This is a genomic window from Mammaliicoccus fleurettii (assembly GCF_002018435.1).
Lineage (GTDB): Bacteria > Bacillota > Bacilli > Staphylococcales > Staphylococcaceae > Mammaliicoccus > Mammaliicoccus fleurettii.
The window spans coordinates 1-16,395 of the sequence record NZ_MWJM01000025.1 but is presented as its reverse complement, the minus strand read 5'-3'; the positions used below and the strand labels follow the sequence as shown (position 1 = coordinate 16,395).

21 protein-coding genes are annotated in these 16,395 nt (G+C 30.6%); 7 read left to right on the top strand and 14 right to left on the bottom strand.

All coding sequences use genetic code 11. The features are described 5' to 3' along the window. Positions 1–324: 324 nt before the first annotated feature. The 3 genes from B2G86_RS12460 to B2G86_RS13455 all read right to left on the bottom strand — a co-directional run bounded on the left by B2G86_RS12460 (position 325) and on the right by B2G86_RS13455 (position 2,114). Entirely contained in the window at positions 325–1,212 is an 888-nt protein-coding gene (locus B2G86_RS12460) for a nuclease-related domain-containing protein (RefSeq protein WP_078358512.1), read from the bottom strand. Between the two features lie 92 nt (positions 1,213–1,304). Next, the gene (locus B2G86_RS12455; RefSeq protein ID WP_078358511.1) at positions 1,305–1,820 is read right to left on the bottom strand and encodes a type 1 glutamine amidotransferase domain-containing protein; all 516 of its coding nucleotides are present in this window, start codon (positions 1,818–1,820) and stop codon (positions 1,305–1,307) included. 132 nt (positions 1,821–1,952) lie between these two features. Next, a complete protein-coding gene (locus tag B2G86_RS13455; protein WP_088369017.1) occupies positions 1,953–2,114 on the bottom strand; it encodes an SE1561 family protein in 162 nt (53 codons plus the stop codon). 137 nt (positions 2,115–2,251) lie between these two features. Here B2G86_RS13455 and yfkAB point away from each other — a divergent pair, with 137 nt between their 5' ends. Beyond that, positions 2,252–3,379, top strand: coding sequence for a radical SAM/CxCxxxxC motif protein YfkAB (gene yfkAB / locus B2G86_RS12450; RefSeq protein WP_078358510.1), 1,128 nt, complete (start codon positions 2,252–2,254; stop codon positions 3,377–3,379). 86 nt (positions 3,380–3,465) lie between these two features. Here yfkAB and B2G86_RS12445 read toward each other — a convergent pair whose 3' ends face one another. From B2G86_RS12445 to B2G86_RS12430, 4 genes are all read right to left on the bottom strand, one after another. Next, positions 3,466–3,960: an acyl-CoA thioesterase gene (locus tag B2G86_RS12445; RefSeq protein WP_078358513.1), complete on the bottom strand. Its 495-nt coding sequence runs from the start codon at positions 3,958–3,960 to the stop codon at positions 3,466–3,468. A gap of 107 nt (positions 3,961–4,067) precedes the next feature. Further along, positions 4,068–4,247 carry a hypothetical protein gene (locus tag B2G86_RS12440; RefSeq protein ID WP_078358509.1) on the bottom strand — a complete coding sequence of 60 codons (180 nt, stop codon included), beginning with the start codon at positions 4,245–4,247 and terminating at the stop codon, positions 4,068–4,070. 81 nt (positions 4,248–4,328) lie between these two features. Continuing rightward, positions 4,329–5,558 (bottom strand): aminopeptidase, encoded by a 1,230-nt coding sequence (locus B2G86_RS12435; RefSeq protein ID WP_078358508.1) that lies wholly within the window; start codon positions 5,556–5,558, stop codon positions 4,329–4,331. A gap of 19 nt (positions 5,559–5,577) precedes the next feature. Further along, positions 5,578–5,781, bottom strand: a complete 204-nt coding sequence (locus B2G86_RS12430; protein ID WP_078358507.1) for a DUF1128 family protein — start codon at positions 5,779–5,781, stop codon at positions 5,578–5,580. 137 nt (positions 5,782–5,918) lie between these two features. On the opposite strand from B2G86_RS12430, the gene B2G86_RS12425 reads away from it, so the two are divergent. The 4 genes from B2G86_RS12425 to B2G86_RS12410 all read left to right on the top strand — a co-directional run bounded on the left by B2G86_RS12425 (position 5,919) and on the right by B2G86_RS12410 (position 8,438). Next, entirely contained in the window at positions 5,919–6,284 is a 366-nt protein-coding gene (locus B2G86_RS12425; protein WP_078358506.1) for a PH domain-containing protein, read from the top strand. A gap of 161 nt (positions 6,285–6,445) precedes the next feature. After that, positions 6,446–6,745 carry a YtxH domain-containing protein gene (locus tag B2G86_RS12420; RefSeq protein WP_078358505.1) on the top strand — a complete coding sequence of 100 codons (300 nt, stop codon included), beginning with the start codon at positions 6,446–6,448 and terminating at the stop codon, positions 6,743–6,745. 72 nt (positions 6,746–6,817) lie between these two features. Beyond that, a complete protein-coding gene (locus tag B2G86_RS12415) occupies positions 6,818–7,885 on the top strand; it encodes a YihY/virulence factor BrkB family protein (RefSeq protein WP_078358504.1) in 1,068 nt (355 codons plus the stop codon). Next, positions 7,869–8,438, top strand: coding sequence for a beta-class carbonic anhydrase (locus tag B2G86_RS12410; RefSeq protein WP_078358503.1), 570 nt, complete (start codon positions 7,869–7,871; stop codon positions 8,436–8,438). The genes B2G86_RS12415 and B2G86_RS12410 overlap by 17 nt, the downstream gene beginning before the upstream one ends. Before the next feature lie 175 nt (positions 8,439–8,613). Here B2G86_RS12410 and B2G86_RS12405 read toward each other — a convergent pair whose 3' ends face one another. The 5 genes from B2G86_RS12405 to map form a co-directional block, all read right to left on the bottom strand. Beyond that, positions 8,614–9,243: a response regulator transcription factor gene (locus B2G86_RS12405; RefSeq protein ID WP_078358502.1), complete on the bottom strand. Its 630-nt coding sequence runs from the start codon at positions 9,241–9,243 to the stop codon at positions 8,614–8,616. Beyond that, on the bottom strand, positions 9,233–10,276 hold the full coding sequence (locus tag B2G86_RS12400; protein ID WP_078358501.1) for a sensor histidine kinase: 1,044 nt from the start codon (positions 10,274–10,276) through the stop codon (positions 9,233–9,235). Before B2G86_RS12400 ends, B2G86_RS12405 begins: the two co-directional genes overlap by 11 nt. Further along, positions 10,273–10,983: a cell wall-active antibiotics response protein LiaF gene (liaF, locus tag B2G86_RS12395; protein WP_078358500.1), complete on the bottom strand. Its 711-nt coding sequence runs from the start codon at positions 10,981–10,983 to the stop codon at positions 10,273–10,275. The genes B2G86_RS12400 and liaF overlap by 4 nt, the downstream gene beginning before the upstream one ends. 15 nt (positions 10,984–10,998) lie before the next feature. Then, a complete protein-coding gene (locus B2G86_RS12390; RefSeq protein WP_078358499.1) occupies positions 10,999–11,388 on the bottom strand; it encodes a hypothetical protein in 390 nt (129 codons plus the stop codon). Between the two features lie 214 nt (positions 11,389–11,602). Further along, complete coding sequence (map, locus tag B2G86_RS12385; protein ID WP_078358498.1) at positions 11,603–12,358, bottom strand: type I methionyl aminopeptidase; 756 nt, start codon at positions 12,356–12,358, stop codon at positions 11,603–11,605. Positions 12,359–12,456: 98 nt separating this feature from the next. Between map and B2G86_RS12380 the strand changes: the two genes are divergently transcribed. After that, positions 12,457–13,452, top strand: coding sequence for an FUSC family protein (locus tag B2G86_RS12380; protein WP_078358497.1), 996 nt, complete (start codon positions 12,457–12,459; stop codon positions 13,450–13,452). Between the two features lie 110 nt (positions 13,453–13,562). On the opposite strand, the gene gatD is transcribed toward B2G86_RS12380, so the two are convergent. Both gatD and murT read right to left on the bottom strand, forming a co-directional pair. Beyond that, the gene (gene gatD, locus B2G86_RS12375) at positions 13,563–14,285 is read right to left on the bottom strand and encodes a lipid II isoglutaminyl synthase subunit GatD (RefSeq protein WP_078358496.1); all 723 of its coding nucleotides are present in this window, start codon (positions 14,283–14,285) and stop codon (positions 13,563–13,565) included. Further along, positions 14,285–15,595 (bottom strand): lipid II isoglutaminyl synthase subunit MurT, encoded by a 1,311-nt coding sequence (murT, locus tag B2G86_RS12370; protein WP_078358495.1) that lies wholly within the window; start codon positions 15,593–15,595, stop codon positions 14,285–14,287. The genes gatD and murT overlap by 1 nt, the downstream gene beginning before the upstream one ends. Positions 15,596–15,742: 147 nt before the next feature. Between murT and B2G86_RS12365 the strand changes: the two genes are divergently transcribed. Continuing rightward, positions 15,743–16,249, top strand: coding sequence for a ferritin (locus B2G86_RS12365; protein ID WP_078358494.1), 507 nt, complete (start codon positions 15,743–15,745; stop codon positions 16,247–16,249). Positions 16,250–16,395 lie beyond the last annotated feature (146 nt).

Genomic DNA, 16,395 nt, shown 5'->3' with positions numbered 1-16,395 from the left:
ATATATTTTGTTAATACCCTAGAAAAACCAATGGTTGATTACATCTAAAGATATTACACAAAATTATGGACTTGACTCCTCTTACGGACATTTCTCAGAATTTTGTCCCTTACAGCACCTCTTACGGACATTTCTCGGAATTTTGTCCCTTACAACACCACTTACGGACATTTCTCAGAATTTTGTCCCTTACAACACCTCTTACGGACATTTCTCAGAATTTTGTCCCTTACAACACCTCTTACGGACATTTCTCAGAATTTTGTCCCTTACAGCACCTCTTACGGACATTTCTCAGAATTTTGTCCCTTATTTTCAGCTATTTTAATCAAGAAAGTAATTTTTATTTCTCTTACCAATGTAGGAAAATATTTGATCACATAACCTTCTGATAGTCTTGTCATTTCCCCCTCCTAACCACCAAATTGCTTCTGAAATTGTGAAACTGTCTTGTTTTAAATACCATAATTCTTTCAAGTTATATTCGTATACAAATTTCTTATCCATTATTGATTCGCAATACATACAAGTACATTTTTGTCTTTTATGTTTTATCTTTACTGTAAACATATGGTTACATTTTGGACATTTAATTCCAGGTTTTATGTTTTTAAATGGTAATGTAATGCTTTTATAGTATTGATTATCAAAACTATTTCTTTCTGCTAATAGCTTTTGTTTTATTTTTATATTTTCTTCTGGATTTTGATTTGAAAAAAGTTGATTTATAATGCCTAATTCCGAGGGTAAGATGATTCTTTCTTTATAAGGGGTTGGATTTTTGAAGTTGAAGTAAGGGTTTGTAAATACTAGTTTAGATATAATGGGTCTATCTATCTCGAGATATTTACACAGGTTATGAAATTCATTCTTTGCTCTTTCGATTTGAATTAATGGTGATATGATAGAATTACCATAATTATTTTTAAAGAAGGTATCTTCCAAGTAATAAATGCCTTTATAATTTTTGATTTCGAATAAATATATTGCTCGATCATCAATAACTAACATATCAATTTGTACTTGGTTATTTAATGTAAATTGAAAATCATTTATATAAACGATATGCTCCATACATTTCAAAATAGCGTTAAAATATCTTTCACCATCATTTCCACTAGATTTATTTTGTACTTTGTTAAATAAATTGTCGCTTAATTCAGCACGTCCTATTATTGATTTTAAATATTTTTCATCTTTAATTATCTCCATAATTCGTACTCCTTTTCATATTATAAAAAAATTATATAATATGAAATACAAAAAAACCACCCACCATAAAGGTGAGTGGCAATCAAAAGCATCTATTGTAGCAATGCAAGTGATTCGCGGTTAAAGTCTTCTAAGTCATCTGGAGTTCGACTTGTGACGATGCCTTTGTCAACGACTACAGATTCGTCAACGACTTTAGCACCTGCATTTTGTAGATCTTTACGAACTGATAAGAAACTTGTTACAGTTTTTCCTTCTAATAAATCAGTATCTATTAATAATTGAGGTCCGTGGCAAATTGCGAATGATGGTTTTTCATTTTGTACGAAATGTTTAACAAATTCACCAAAACGACCTTGTTCATCTCCACGTAATAAGTCTGGTGAGAAACCGCCAGGAATTAAGACTGCATCATAATCTGCAGCATTTACTTCATCTATACCTAAGTCTACTTTAACTTTTTCGCCTTTTTTACCAGTGATTTCTTTTCCTTTTTCTTCACCAACAATGACTACTTCATGTCCAGCGTCTGTTAATGCTTTTTGTGGACTCGTTAATTCAACATCTTCAAATAAGTCAGTTACAACTGCTGCTATTTTCTTACTCATAATATCAATCTCTTCCTTTCATAATGATTCTAATACTTGTATACCACTTATGAAAAGTTTTAAACGTATGTTTTATATACAACTCATCATTTTAAATACCTTTTTTTGAAAAAAGTAATTAGTAGTTAGCATTTAATCATGCATAGATTGTACTTTTTTCTCTAGTTCGTCTAATAAAGCAATCCATTCATCAACGTCAGACACTTCCATATCTTCTGGGTTCATTGCTTCCATCTCATCTAAAAATTCAGATAATCTTTGTTTAATTTCATTGAGTGATGTTTTTTTACTCATTTAAATACTCCTTTTATTTTTAATAATTTTATTATGAATGATTACAAGTATAAAAACAATCATAAAACAGTATTGGAAAATCTATTCACAAGTGGTACGCTCATAGATAGGAAAAAATTCAGAAAGAAGGATATAGCATGATATACGACTTAAAAAGTCCTATCTCAATTCAAAATGATCCATGGGAAGCTTACAATGATATAGATCAACATGGTTCATTGCAATTAAGCAATATAGAATTTACTACAACAACACTTTGCAATATGAGATGTGCTCACTGTGCTGTTGGATATACTTTACAATTACGAGATCCAGATACTTTACCAATGGAACTTATTTTAAAAAGATTAGATGAAGTACCTCATTTAAAGACAATTTCTATAACTGGCGGAGAGCCAATGTTTAGTAAAAAATCAATTAGAGAAACCGTCGTACCACTTTTGAAATATGCTCATAAAAGAGGTATATATACGCAAATGAACTCTAACTTAACTTTACCGTTAGATCGTTATTTAGAAATTGCTGAATATATAGACGTTATGCATATTTCTCATAATTGGGGAACAATTGATGAATTCAGTGAAGTTGGATTCCACGTTATGGATAAAAAACCACCTTTAAAAGCAAGATATAAACTTTATGAACAAATGATTCAAAACTCAGCTACTTTGTCAGAGCAAGGTATGTTTGTATCTGCTGAGACGATGTTAAATAAAAGTACAAAACCATATTTACATAAAATTCATAACGAGATTGTCCATGATATGAAGTGTAGTAGACATGAAATTCATCCAATGTATCCATCAGACTTTGCTAGTCAATTAAATATTATGAGTTTAGATGAGATGAAAGAAACGATTCATGAAATACTTGATTTTAGAAATGAAGATACTTGGATGTTATTTGGTACGTTACCTTTCTATCCTTGCTTTATGAATGAATCAGATCAAAATTTATTATCTAGATTAAAAGATGCAAAAAATGTTAGCTTAAGAAATGATCCAGATGGAAGAAGCCGTCTAAACGTTAATGTTTTTTCAGGTGACGTAATCGTTACAGATTTCGGAGATGAAACAGGTTCAATCGCAAATATTAAGCAAGATAAGTTAGAAGATGTTTATCAAACATGGATGAATTCATCTTTAGCAAAATCTTTAAATTGCCATTGCCCTAAAGTAAGATGCCTTGGTCCTAACTTACTTGTAAAAGATATGTATTATAAAGATGTAGACTTTAAAGCAAATGAATTAAGAATGAATCAATAACCATTATTGAAAGTGTAAATCACTTCATAAAAAAACGCTCAATCTGTAAAGTATTTCAACAGATTGAGCGTTTTTTATGTCCTATATTAGATATATAACTTCGTTGACATAAAGTCTAACGTTTTCTTACTTTCATGTCTTCTTTCATGACGTAGTTTAACTCTTTCTTTTGCGCTTTCATAAAACCATTTCTCATCTTCTGATTCGGGATAAATAGCAGGTACTTTTGCTTTTTTACCTTCTTTATCTAAAGCTACAAATGTTAAAAAGCTATAAGCTGCTAAATGTTTTTTATGATTTATATTATCTTCACTGATTACTTTCACACATATTTCCATTGAAGATGTTCCAGCGTGTGTAACGAATGACACTAACGAAAGTACTTCACCTGTTCTAATTGGTTGTAAAAAATCAACTGAATCTGTAGAAGCTGTAACAACTGAGTTCCCACTATGTCTCATCGCAGCTATAGCAGCTATTTCATCAATTTCAGCCATTAATTTACCACCAAACATTGTATTATGATGATTTGTATCTTCTGGAAAAATTTGTATTGATTTAACACTTCTTGATTTTTTCATTGCTTTTTTTTCTTCCAATTTAATAACCCCACTTGTTGTTTACTTATTTACTAATAATAATTAGAGGCTGAGACAATTAATTTGTCCCAGCCTCACCAACACTTATTTTAATGATAATGTTCCTCATCATCAAAAACTTTCTTTTCTAGTGCTTCTTCAGCAGTATCAATTCGTACAGATTCTTTACTATCGAATGTAACAACTAGATACATCATTAATGCTCCGCCAAATGTAAATATTGCGAACACAAATGCAATCATAACACTCCATTCCATTGGTGTACTCATGATATCCCCTCCTTTGAATGACTAACTATAATGACCTTATTTATCTATATTATACATGATGTAATCTTAAATGGCTATATATTAAAATGCCCAATTACCATCTCTAAATAATGGCTCTTTCACACCATTTTCTAATACGCCATCTATAGATAACGATTTACTTCCTATCATGAAGTCAACATGTGTTGTAGAGTCGTTTAGTCCATTCTCTGCTAACTCTTTTGCTGACATTTCTTTGCCGCCTTCAATACAAAACGCATATGCAGAACCTAACGCAATATGGCAAGATGCATTTTCATCAAACAACGTATTATAGAATAAAGTATTCATATTTGATATTGGTGAATCTACAGGTACAAGGGCTACTTCACCTAATCTTTTAGCACCTTCATCAGTCTCTAGAATACTTTTTAAAATTTCTTCACCTACTCCAGCTTTGTAATCTACAACTTCGCCATTTTTAAAAGTTAATGTAAAATCATCAATTATATTACCAGAATAACTTAAAGGTAAGGTATTGCTTACAGTCCCATTAACACCATTTTTATGTGGGGCAGTAAATACTTCTTCTGTAGGCATATTAGCAACGAAGCTATTACCTTTAGAATTTATTGAACTTGCACCAGACCAATATTGTCCAGTTGGTAATTCAATCGTTAAATCAGTACCTTCAGATTTGTAGTGTAGTGATTTATATTTCTTTTGATTTAAGTAATTTGCTTTTTCATGTAATAATCGATCATGTTCTTCCCATGCTTTAACAGGATCTTCTTGATCAACTCGAACAGTTTTTAAAATTGTTTCTAGAAGTTTATTCACCGCTTCTTGATCATCTAATTCTGGGAACATCATTTTCGCCCAACCTACTGATGGGTATGATGCAACACACCAACTCATATGGTCACTTTGCACTGCTACCATATAATCTTTAAAGGCTTTTCCATTAGCAGCCATCGCTTTACTTATCTTTTTAGGATCTGCTTCTTTTAAGCTATCAGGACTTGATGAAATAATAGATAAAAATGCTGCTTTTCTATTTAAATAATCCATTCTTTCATCTATATCATATTGTTTAACGTCTTCGAAAAATTCTTCTGACTCATATTGATATTTCAATTGTGAAATTCTATCGTCTTTATATTTTACTTTAACGTCTGATGCCCCTACTTTATATGCTTCTTCAACAACTAAGTGAACAAACTCACTTGCATCGATTGAAGCTTGAATATATACAGGTTCTTTCTCCTGAACATTCAACCCGACTTTTACTAATAGTTCTGCATATTTTTGCAATTGCTTTTCAAATCCCATTTGTATTACCACCCTTTGACTATTTTCTAAGGTCTCCTAATGCTTGAGTAATTGCAGTCATTTCACTAGCTGAAATGTTTTTTCTAGACATGACCATAGTATGTATTTCCTTTAATTCATCTTTCTTTTCTTCAGGAATCGTATCTTTATTTAATACGCTTGTATTAACGAGCCTTAACTTGCCTTTTATATCATCTACCATTTGTTCAATTGATTCAGTCATCTTTTTATCATCCTTTCAAATTTAAGTTTAGCAAAAAGTACTTACAATTAAAACTACCAAACTCGTATATTCGCTTTACAATTAATATGAAACTTTTATACAATATATACAAATCGGTACATTAGGAGTGATTTATTATGGCAGTACAAGATATCCTTTCATGGACTCTATTCGAACAAGTTGCTGTACCTGATAATATAAGTCAATATCTTGTTGATGGTGAACAAGCATATAGTGCATTCAAAACATTTAGAGACACAGCTGTATTTACTAATAAACGAATCATCATACGTGATATACAAGGTATTACAGGTAAAAAAATTGAAACATACTCTATACCTTATAACATCATACTCATGTGGTCTACTGAGAACGCTGGTAAATTGCTCGATTTAAGCGGTGAAATCACTTTATGGACGCGAGCTGGACATTTCAAAATTAAAATCGGTAGAAACTTAGATATTATGCCTTTTGAAAAGTTATTGTCTAATGCTTTATTATAATTTACAATTGTGTTTACATCTTTGAAATTATGGGAATGAATAGGATTAGTGATAATTTTAATGTATTAGTGCCTATATTCTCTAAATCAATAAATATTTATGATATGATATGTAGGTCAATGTTAATTTTAAAGTTATATATATGAAAGGGGAAAAACATTATGCAAAACAAATTAGTTCCTGCTATTTTAATAGGTGGTACTATTGGCGCAATTATCGCATTAGCTGATAAGAATACACGCCAATCATTATCTAACCAAGTTCAAAACGTTAAAGAAGGTAAAAGCTCTAAAGAACCTTCTAAAGTAAATCAAATTAAAGATGAAGTTCTATATTGGAAAGATGTTATAGAAGAAATTCGTCGTAAAAATCCAGAATTAGAACAATCAATTATGGATGCAAAAGATACATTCATTGAGAAAAAGAACGAAAGACAAATCTCAGGTCCAAATCATTCATAATTTATAGTAAAGACTAGGCTTATTCAAATATCCTAGTCTTTTTTAACATTATATTAAATTAGGAGAATTCTCATGGGAAATGATAAATCAAGTTCAAAGTTTTTAGAACAAGCTAAAAACTTTAAAGATGAACAAAAGAAATCTATAAAAAAAGAAAATTATATTCCACCACAGAGATTTGAATCGAAAACAGCTAAGAAAGATAACCAAATATTTTTCGTATCTAAAATTAATAAACCAGCAAAGTTCACTAAAGATGGAAATATATTATCTACATTAATTTATAGAATAGGTAAAGATAATGCTACTGGATTAGCAGCACAACTATCTTATTATTTCTTACTTGCATTATTCCCTACTCTTATTTTTATTTTGACGTTAATTCCAATATTCCAAGTTGATCCTGACACTATCACAAAAATGATTTCAGATAATGCACCAGGAGATACAGCTTCACTTATAACTGGAATAATTGATGACGTCATGAGTAATGCGAGTGGCGGACTATTCTCATTTGGTTTAATTGCAGCATTATGGTCAGCCTCAAATGGTATGACTGCCTTGATGAACGCATTCAATGTTGCATATGATGTTGAAGATGGGAGAAATGCAGTTGTTCTAAAAATCATGAGTGTATTCTTCACAGTTATCATGGTGGTAGTCTTTGGTATTGCTATTGCATTACCTATCTTCGGTCAACAAATAGGTAATTTATTATTTGGACCTTTAGGATTAGAATCTGAACTACGTTGGGTCTTTAGCTTAATAAAAGTTGTGCTACCACTAATAGTTACGTTTATCGTATTTGTTACACTTTATGCGTTAGCACCTAACATTAAAATTAAAGTATTATCCGTAATTCCTGGAGCAGCTTTCACTACAATTGTGTGGCTTGGTTCAAGTGCACTTTTCGGATTATATGTAAATAACTTTGCGAACTATTCAAAAACATACGGTAGTATCGGTGGTATTATTGTACTTATGCTTTGGTTATTCCTAACAGGATTAATCGTAATTATAGGTGCAGAAATTAATGCTGTATTACATCAAAAGAAAATGCTTAAGAACGGGTCACCGGAAGAACAAGCATTTAATAACTTAACAGAAAATGGTGAAATGACTAATGCCTCTATTGAATAATATATTAGAATTTAACAAAACTTTTGTATCCAACCAAGAATACAAAAATTTTATTACAACAAAGAAACCAAACGCTAAAGCAGTATTATTAACTTGCATGGATACTCGATTAACAGAACTATCTACTCGTGCATTAGGATTTAAAAATGGTGATGTGAAAGTTGTTAAAAATGCAGGAGCTACAATTTCACATCCCTATGGGTCAACAATGCGTAGTTTATTAGTTGCGATTTATGCACTTGGTGCTGAAGAAATCATAATAATGGGTCATAAAGATTGTGGAATGGGTAATTTAGATGTTGATTCAGTAATTGATACTATGAAAAGTCGTGGTGTTACCGATAATACATTGAATACGATAGAACATTCTGGCATTGATATTCAACAGTTCTTAAGAGGCTTTGATGATGTCACACAAAACGTACAATCTAATATTCAAAAAGTTTATAACCATCCATTATTTGATCAATCCGTTCCAATTCATGGATTCGTAATTGATCCGCACAATGGTGATTTAGAAGTCATTCAAAATGGATATGAATTCACAAAATAATGCATAGAGGCTGAGACAATTTAATTTGTCTCAGCCTCTTTTCTTATAGGATGCCTATATTTACACAAGTCAAAAGAAGTGTAAAAACTTATACAAGAAAAAGAGCAGAAATTCAATTTTAACAATGAATTTCTGCTCTTTTAAATATATAGTATATTTGTCCAGCCTATGTTTCCTATGATATTAAGTTATGTTGAAATGCATAAATAACAGCTTGGGTTCTATCTTGAACTTCTAACTTACTAAGTATATTACTTACATGTGTTTTTACTGTTTTAATTGTAATATGAGATGCACTTGCTATTTCTTGATTTGAATACCCTTTTGCAATTAATAGCAAGATTTCCATTTCACGCTCAGTAAGCATTTCAAATAATTCTGCTTTTTGGTTCATTCTATTACGCATTTTCACTAAAACTTCTGGTTCAAATACTGATTCTTTGTTGTATGTTTTACGTATTGCATTTGCAATGTCATCTGCAGAAGTTGTCTTTAATATATAACTATCTACACCTGCATCTAAAGCTTGGTACACTTCACTATCTTCAATGAAACTAGTTAGCATAACAATTTTAACTCTTGGTTGGTTTTTCTTTATATGTTCTGTAGCTTCAATACCATTCATATCATCCATTACTAAATCCATTAAAATAACATCGGGTTCGAGTTGTTCGGCTTTTTCAATGCCTTCTCTACCAGAAGCAGCTTCCCCTATGACTGATATATCTTCTTGAGTAGATAAATAACTGGAAATACCTATACGAACCATCTCATGATCATCTACGAATAATACTTTAATTGTCATACTGTTCCTCCTTATTATTTGGTACCTTAACTTCAATACGTGTTCCCGATTTAGGCATTGAAATAATATTTAGAGTTGCTCCAATTTCTAATGCGCGTTCGTTCATTGTATTTAGACCATAACTTTGTGAATCTCTATTCGACGTATCAAATCCTATTCCGTCATCTTGTATACGTAATATAACATAATCACTCGTTTCAATTAACTCGATTGAGACTTTTGAACCTTTAGAATGACGCAATGTATTTGAAATTGCTTCTTGTGTAATTCTGAAAAGATGGTCTTCTGTACCTTTTGCAATATCTATATCTTCTATGTCATAGACAACTTTCATAGGGATTTTTTGTTTTAAGTCTATTACTAAATCTTTTATTCCTTCACCTAATGATTTATTTTTAAGTCCTAATGGTCTTAAGTGTAATAATAAGGCTCTCATCTCTAATTGAGAATCTTGTATCATTTTTTCTAATAAATCAACTTGTTTGGAAAGTGGTTCATCAAGATTTGAAGATTTAATAGCAGAAAGCATCATACTAGCAGCAAATAATTGCTGACTCACTGAATCATGTAACTCTCTTGCTAATCGTTGTCTTTCATCTTCTATAATTTTTTTTACGACTGAATCTTTCATTTGATACGATTCATTTATAATTTTTTGTGACTTCAATCTCAAAGTATAAAGCTCTTCATGAAGTGGTATCAAAGTGTGGTAAATTTCCAATGTTTCTTGGTGTAAATCTATTTCATGATTATTTACGCCTAATATTTCACCTTGTATTGATCTTTCTATTTGTTCTTTTATCCAATGATGTTGCTGATTAATTTTATAAGCTACAGCTGAACCTATAATAATACATAACAGGATGACAACTATATTTATAAATAAAAATGCAGGTACACCTAAAATTTGTGTGTAAAATATACCTTGAAAATATATGATATTAATAAATATACGATCTAAGAAAAATAATATACCGACAATTGTATATATAAGAATGAGCATTGACCCAATTATTCTAGTGTAGTTATTCATCGGAATATCACCTCAACATCACCCATAAATGTTGAGAAGAAAATATTAACTTTAAAAGTATTTTTATGACTGTTTTCTTCGTAATGCACAGTCTCATTTCTTACTCTATAAACTTGATCATTCATATACAACCTGCTGAATAATGCTGTTATATGGACATTCACATGATAATTATAAGGTACAATTATTTGTGTCTTACCAATATATTGTCTTACAACAATTACATTATTCTCGGATAAATTAGCAGCTAATGATAAATCTAATTCTATATCTCCAATTGCTTGTTGAATTTGTATATCTTCCCATTTATAAATGTAGTGAGGTGTTTTTTGTGGTGAAAACCATCTCTGTTTTATAAATGATTCATTTATATTTTCATTGGATGTATTTTCTACATGTTCCACTTTTAGCGGTTTTTTTCGATATATAATATATCTTACTACTAAAAAAATGAGTGATAAAAATAAAATGGCAAGCATATATGGATTAGAAAGTAAGGCATAAATTAATAATATAGCGCCAATCCAAAATATAATTAATCCTCGTAATTTATGAAAATATAAATAACCTACATAAATAAAAATAATCCCCATTACTACGACAAGTAATAATCCTATTTTTTCAAAGAAAATATAGTAAATGTTCGACAACAGAATTAATACAGTGAGTATAATTAACAATTCTGTTGATATAAATTTATTCTTCAACTTACCACCCCAATCTTAGAGAAGTGAATTCATTTGTGTAAGCATAGAACGTTCTGCAATCGTATTAGCTATTTGGTCTAAAGTACATTTAATTGCTTCTTCTATTTTAGCTAATTCACTTTCTAACATGTTAATTTGTTTTTGCAAAAATTGTAAATCATAGTCTTCAAGTTTTTTAGCACAAGTAATTTTAAAGTCTTCTATTTTATCCATATACTTATTGTCTAATTCTAAAGTATAATTATCAATTAATTTACTTAATTGACATTTTTTCTGTTCTAAATAACTTATATATTGCTTCATAGCTTTTATTTTAACATCTAAATGCTTAGCGCATGTATCTAAACTTTCATAATAAGAAACAAGAATGAGTTGTTTTAATTGATTTGAAACAACATTAAACATAGAATCACCTACTTCTGTCAGATTAAACTCTATTATAAAATGTTATTCAATATTTCAAAATGGACCTAGGGACGAAATTACAATCGGTCCTTAGTCTTAGAAAAGAGATTATGACAGAAATCTAATTTCATAAAAAAGATTTCGTCGTCCCAGTCATCTACTGCCAATATATTAATTAGAGGCTGAGACAAATTAATTGTCCCAGCCTCTAATATTAATCTTCTAGTTTAGTTAATAATAATGGACCATCTTTAGTAACGACAATTGTGTGCTCAATTTGAGCTACATAACTTTTATCTTTCGTTTCAAATGCCCAATCATTTTTTCCATCACTTACAATTGTTGCATTAGAAGATATAAAAGGCTCTACTGCAAGAACCATTCCTTCTTTTAGTAATTGTTTTTCTAATGGGTCAAAATAATTCATGACGTGTTGTGGTGAGTCATGTAAAGATAAACCTACACCATGTCCAGTTAAGTTTTTGATGACTTTTAAGCCATGTTTACGTGCTGTAGAATTAACCGCTCTACCAATTTGAGATAACTTAGAACCAGGTTTAACTTTTTTCATAGCTTCTTCAAACGCCATTGCAGCTACATCAACAACTAATTGTTTCTTAGGATCATCCGCTTCACCTACAACAAATGAGATGCCTGTATCAGCATAGTAACCATTCTTACGTGCTGATACATCGATGTTAACTAAATCACCTTCTTGTATTACACGTTTACCTGGAATACCATGTGCTACCTCTTCGTTTACGCTTATACATGTATACCCTGGAAAATCATATTCTGCAATAGGAGCTGATTCAGCTTCTAATTCTTCAAATCTTTCCTTTGCAATGTTATCTATTTCTTTAGTAGTTATGCCGGGTTTAGTTGCTGCTTTCAACTCATCACGAATTATTGCACATATTTTGCCTATTTCTTTTAGGCCTTCAAGTTCTTCATTGTTTTGAATTATCATTTAAATCCCGTTCTTTCTTTTTAAAATTTTTTTGTCGTTTTTAATTATATCAGAAAATGCATGTTATACTATAAAAAAATGATTTCGGAGTTTTGTGTATGAAGGAAAATTGGTTATCTCGAATTATCGGTGCAAGAATTATTAAAACAGGATTGGCTACATTTTTAACTGCATTAATTTGTATGTCTTTAAGTTTAAACCCTATATTTGCTGTAATTACTTCTATCGTAACAATAGAACCTACAGCTAAAGCTTCTTTAAAAAAAGCTTATGTACGTTTTCCCGCTTCTATACTTGGTGCATTCATTGCTGTCATTAGTACATATTTCTTTGGTGAATCGCCTTTAAGTTATTCATTAGCAGCTACTGTAACTATTTTAATATGCTATCAACTTAAATTAATGGATGGTATGTTAGTGGCTGCTATTACTGCAGTTGCTATGGTACCTGTTATTCATGAAGCATTTGTTTATAACTTTGTTTCTCGATTAGCAACTACCACTATTGGGCTTGCTACTGCAGGTATCGTTAATTTTATTATTTTACCTCCTAAATATATTTATCAAATTGAAAGTATTAATAGTGAAATGGATAATAAAATATTAAAGATATACATAAACAGACTTAAAGAACTTTTACTTGGTGAATATGAATCTGCTACTTCTATGAAAAATATGACAACGTTGCAACAGTCAGCTACTAAAATTGAACAGCTCATTAAATATCAAAAAGAAGAATATGATTATCATCGAACAAAGAAAGAATCAAAATCGCACATAAGAAAAGTTGAAATGAAATATCATACAAATCGTTTACTTAATGCACATTTATTAAATTTAATTTATTTACCTGAGAACACTCATATTATTTTTACAGAAAAAGAGCGTATAGCACTCTCGAATTTCTTAAAATCGTATGAACACCTAGAATCAACCAATGAATTTATGAAACAGAAAAAAGCAGCATCAACACTTAAAAATAGTGTGAAAGGTCTTGATGAATTTGACGAAAATCAAATTAAAAGTCATGTCATTTATGAGCTATTGATGATCAATAAAATATTGAATGATAGATATTCTAAAATATCTAAATAATATTCAAAATACACTCTAATGAATTTGTTTACTAATCTTAATCATTAGAAATATAAACAACCTCCCAATCATCTCGATTGGGAGGTTGTTTATATTATGTTCTACTTCTGCTATTTAGCTTTCAACAACCTTTTAATGATAGCTTGTTTAGCAGCTTCTTCAACAGTATTGTCTAATTGTTCAGGTTTAAACTCTAGTCCTTTACGAATACATGCTTGTTTTAATAAGTAATCTGTAATTTCATGGTTCTTTGGTAAAATCGGCCCATGTAAATATGTACCTAATAGATTTTTATAGTGAATGCCTTCACGTTTGTCATTATCATTATTTCCAAATCCATCAACTACTCTACCTAATGTTGGATATTCGTGATATGTTCTTCCACCATGGTTTTCAAATCCTACGATTTGTCCAAACGTTTCTGATTCAATTACAATATCTCCAATTAAACGATCTTTCTTAGATTCTGTGTATATATCAAGAATATTTAATCCTTCTAATCTTGTACCATCTGGTGTTACATATTCTGAACCTAAAAATTGATAACCTCCACAAATCGTTAAAGTTGGCATACCGTCTTCTATAGCATTTTTAAGTTGTGTTTTAATTTTCTTTAATTGTTCTGTAGCAAGACTTTGCTCTCTATCGCTACCTCCACCAATAAAGAAGATATCACAATCATCTAAGTTCAAATTCTCAGTATCTGTTATATCTACTACTTGAACTTCAATATCGCGCCATTTTGCACGTTGTTTAAGTGCAATAATATTGCCTATATCTCCATATAAATTTAATTTATCCGGCATAAAATGAAATATCTTTATAGGTAACATTATGCTTCCTCCTTAAAGGATTTATTTAACGTCCTATGCATTGGTGCCAATGATGTATAGTTAGGTATCGCAACTGTAAATTGCGAATAAGTCATTGAAAGTTCAGTTGCTTTTTCTATTGAATTTTCAATTATAACGTCTGCATTGACTTCTGCATATTTTAATCTTAAAGCTAACTCTTCAGCTCTTTGTCCTGTGCAAATAATTGCTTTAATATTTTGTCTAGATAATTTTTCAAAATCAGCGTCATAAATCCAAGAAATATCTCTACCATCAGCGCCGTTATCATTTAAACTAATTAAATAAACTTTTTCACCGTCAACTTGCTCACCTACAGATAGACTAGCATTTAGTCCTGCTGGATTTTTAGCTAAGTTAATTAATGCTTCTTTTTTATTATTTCTATAATATTGCATACGACCATTATCTGATGTATAAGATTCAAACCCAGTTTTGATAGATTGATCATTAAGTCCTAATTCTCTTAATACTGTATAGGCAGCAATAACGTTAAACACATTGAAATCACCTGCTATTTTCATATCAAAATGTGCATCATTTAGACCAACATGTATAAAAGGTTCTTGTTTAAACGAAGTTACTTCATACTGAGGCGTTGCTCTGTTAAATCCACATTCACATGTATAATGACCTATTTGATTGTAATGGACATGACTATAATTTAATAAGCGTCCACAATTCGGGCAATATTTACTTTCAACCATCGTACTTTGCTCAAAGTCATGAATGCCCTTTTGCATGCCATAATAAACAATATCATCACTAGCTATTTTCAATCTACTAACAAAAGGATCATCTGCATTTAGTAATAATTTAATACCTTTATCTTTAATAGAATTAGCAATATTATCAACCATCGTATCAATCTCACCAAATCTATCCATTTGATCTCTAAAGAAGTTTGTTACAACCATCATTGTAGGTGTCATTTCTTTTAACACTCTTGGAATTGAACCTTCATCTATTTCAATTATTGCAATTTTAGTATTTTTATTAGATTGCACAATAAAACTTGAAGTAATACCCGCGGCCATATTGGCACCTTCAGTATTATGTATAATATCGATATTATTCTTCTTTAATGTATAACCGATTAAGTTAGAAGTTGTAGTCTTTCCGTTCGTACCACTGATCATCACGATTTCATCTACATCATTAGCTAACTTTCTTAAAATAAGTGGGTCTATTTTACGTGCTAATTGTCCCGGAAGATCCGTACCCTGTTTACCTACTTTTCTACTTGCATAACGCGCAAGTTTCGCTACATTTTTCGCAACATACTTCTTCATACGTTACCTCCTTATTCTGTCACATTATTATACCACGTTCAAAAGCTTTAAAAAAAGAGTTTCACTATGTTAATTCGTTGGTTTCCAATTGTTGTTATTGTATAATAAAGATGTAATAGATTTTCATTATAGAAGGGAAGATATTTTATGTTATCAAAAAATATTCTAGATGCTTTAAACAATCAATTAAATCATGAATTTTACGCAGCACATGCATATATGGCAATGGCAGCTTATTGTGCAGACAAGAGTTACGATGGATTTGCAAACTTCTATATTCAACAAGCTAAAGAAGAACGTTTCCATGGCATGAAAATATATAACTATATTAATGATCGTGGTGAAAAAGCTATCTTCACATCATTAGATGCTCCAAAAACAGAGTTCAATTCTTTATTAGAAACATTTAAAGATGGTTTAGCACAAGAACAAGATGTAACACGTCGTTTCTATAATTTATCTGAAATTGCTAAAGATGAAAAAGACTTTGCTACAATTTCATTCTTAAATTGGTTCTTAGATGAACAAGTTGAAGAAGAATCAATGTTTGAAACGCATATTGATTACTTAGAAAGAATTCAAGAAGACAACAACGCACTATTTATATATGAAAAAGAACTAGCATCACGTAGCTTTGATGAAGGCTCTGAATAAAATTGATTATTTAGAATTATATAACCTAGCTAGGACAAATTAATTGTCCTAGCTAGGTTTTTGTGTGGAAAATGAGGGTGGAGTTGGTTGCGGGGCTTGGTTGCGGGGCTTGGTTGTGGGGCTTGGTCTGTCTCTTATACACATCT

Coding starts and splice junctions, on each gene's coding strand:
- gatD (WP_078358496.1), bottom strand. CDS start 14,285: ATGTTACCTATAAAGATATTTCATTTTATGCCGGATAAATTAAATTTA.
- map (WP_078358498.1), bottom strand. CDS start 12,358: ATGATAATTCAAAACAATGAAGAACTTGAAGGCCTAAAAGAAATAGGC.
- B2G86_RS12390 (WP_078358499.1), bottom strand. CDS start 11,388: ATGTTTAATGTTGTTTCAAATCAATTAAAACAACTCATTCTTGTTTCT.
- B2G86_RS12365 (WP_078358494.1), top strand. CDS start 15,743: ATGTTATCAAAAAATATTCTAGATGCTTTAAACAATCAATTAAATCAT.
- B2G86_RS12445 (WP_078358513.1), bottom strand. CDS start 3,960: ATGAAAAAATCAAGAAGTGTTAAATCAATACAAATTTTTCCAGAAGAT.
- B2G86_RS12440 (WP_078358509.1), bottom strand. CDS start 4,247: ATGAGTACACCAATGGAATGGAGTGTTATGATTGCATTTGTGTTCGCA.
- B2G86_RS12415 (WP_078358504.1), top strand. CDS start 6,818: ATGGGAAATGATAAATCAAGTTCAAAGTTTTTAGAACAAGCTAAAAAC.
- B2G86_RS12430 (WP_078358507.1), bottom strand. CDS start 5,781: ATGACTGAATCAATTGAACAAATGGTAGATGATATAAAAGGCAAGTTA.
- B2G86_RS12410 (WP_078358503.1), top strand. CDS start 7,869: ATGCCTCTATTGAATAATATATTAGAATTTAACAAAACTTTTGTATCC.
- B2G86_RS12400 (WP_078358501.1), bottom strand. CDS start 10,276: ATGAATAACTACACTAGAATAATTGGGTCAATGCTCATTCTTATATAT.
- B2G86_RS12455 (WP_078358511.1), bottom strand. CDS start 1,820: ATGAGTAAGAAAATAGCAGCAGTTGTAACTGACTTATTTGAAGATGTT.
- B2G86_RS12420 (WP_078358505.1), top strand. CDS start 6,446: ATGCAAAACAAATTAGTTCCTGCTATTTTAATAGGTGGTACTATTGGC.
- B2G86_RS12435 (WP_078358508.1), bottom strand. CDS start 5,558: ATGGGATTTGAAAAGCAATTGCAAAAATATGCAGAACTATTAGTAAAA.
- murT (WP_078358495.1), bottom strand. CDS start 15,595: ATGAAGAAGTATGTTGCGAAAAATGTAGCGAAACTTGCGCGTTATGCA.
- B2G86_RS12405 (WP_078358502.1), bottom strand. CDS start 9,243: ATGACAATTAAAGTATTATTCGTAGATGATCATGAGATGGTTCGTATA.
- B2G86_RS12460 (WP_078358512.1), bottom strand. CDS start 1,212: ATGGAGATAATTAAAGATGAAAAATATTTAAAATCAATAATAGGACGT.
- yfkAB (WP_078358510.1), top strand. CDS start 2,252: ATGATATACGACTTAAAAAGTCCTATCTCAATTCAAAATGATCCATGG.
- B2G86_RS12380 (WP_078358497.1), top strand. CDS start 12,457: ATGAAGGAAAATTGGTTATCTCGAATTATCGGTGCAAGAATTATTAAA.
- B2G86_RS13455 (WP_088369017.1), bottom strand. CDS start 2,114: ATGAGTAAAAAAACATCACTCAATGAAATTAAACAAAGATTATCTGAA.
- B2G86_RS12425 (WP_078358506.1), top strand. CDS start 5,919: ATGGCAGTACAAGATATCCTTTCATGGACTCTATTCGAACAAGTTGCT.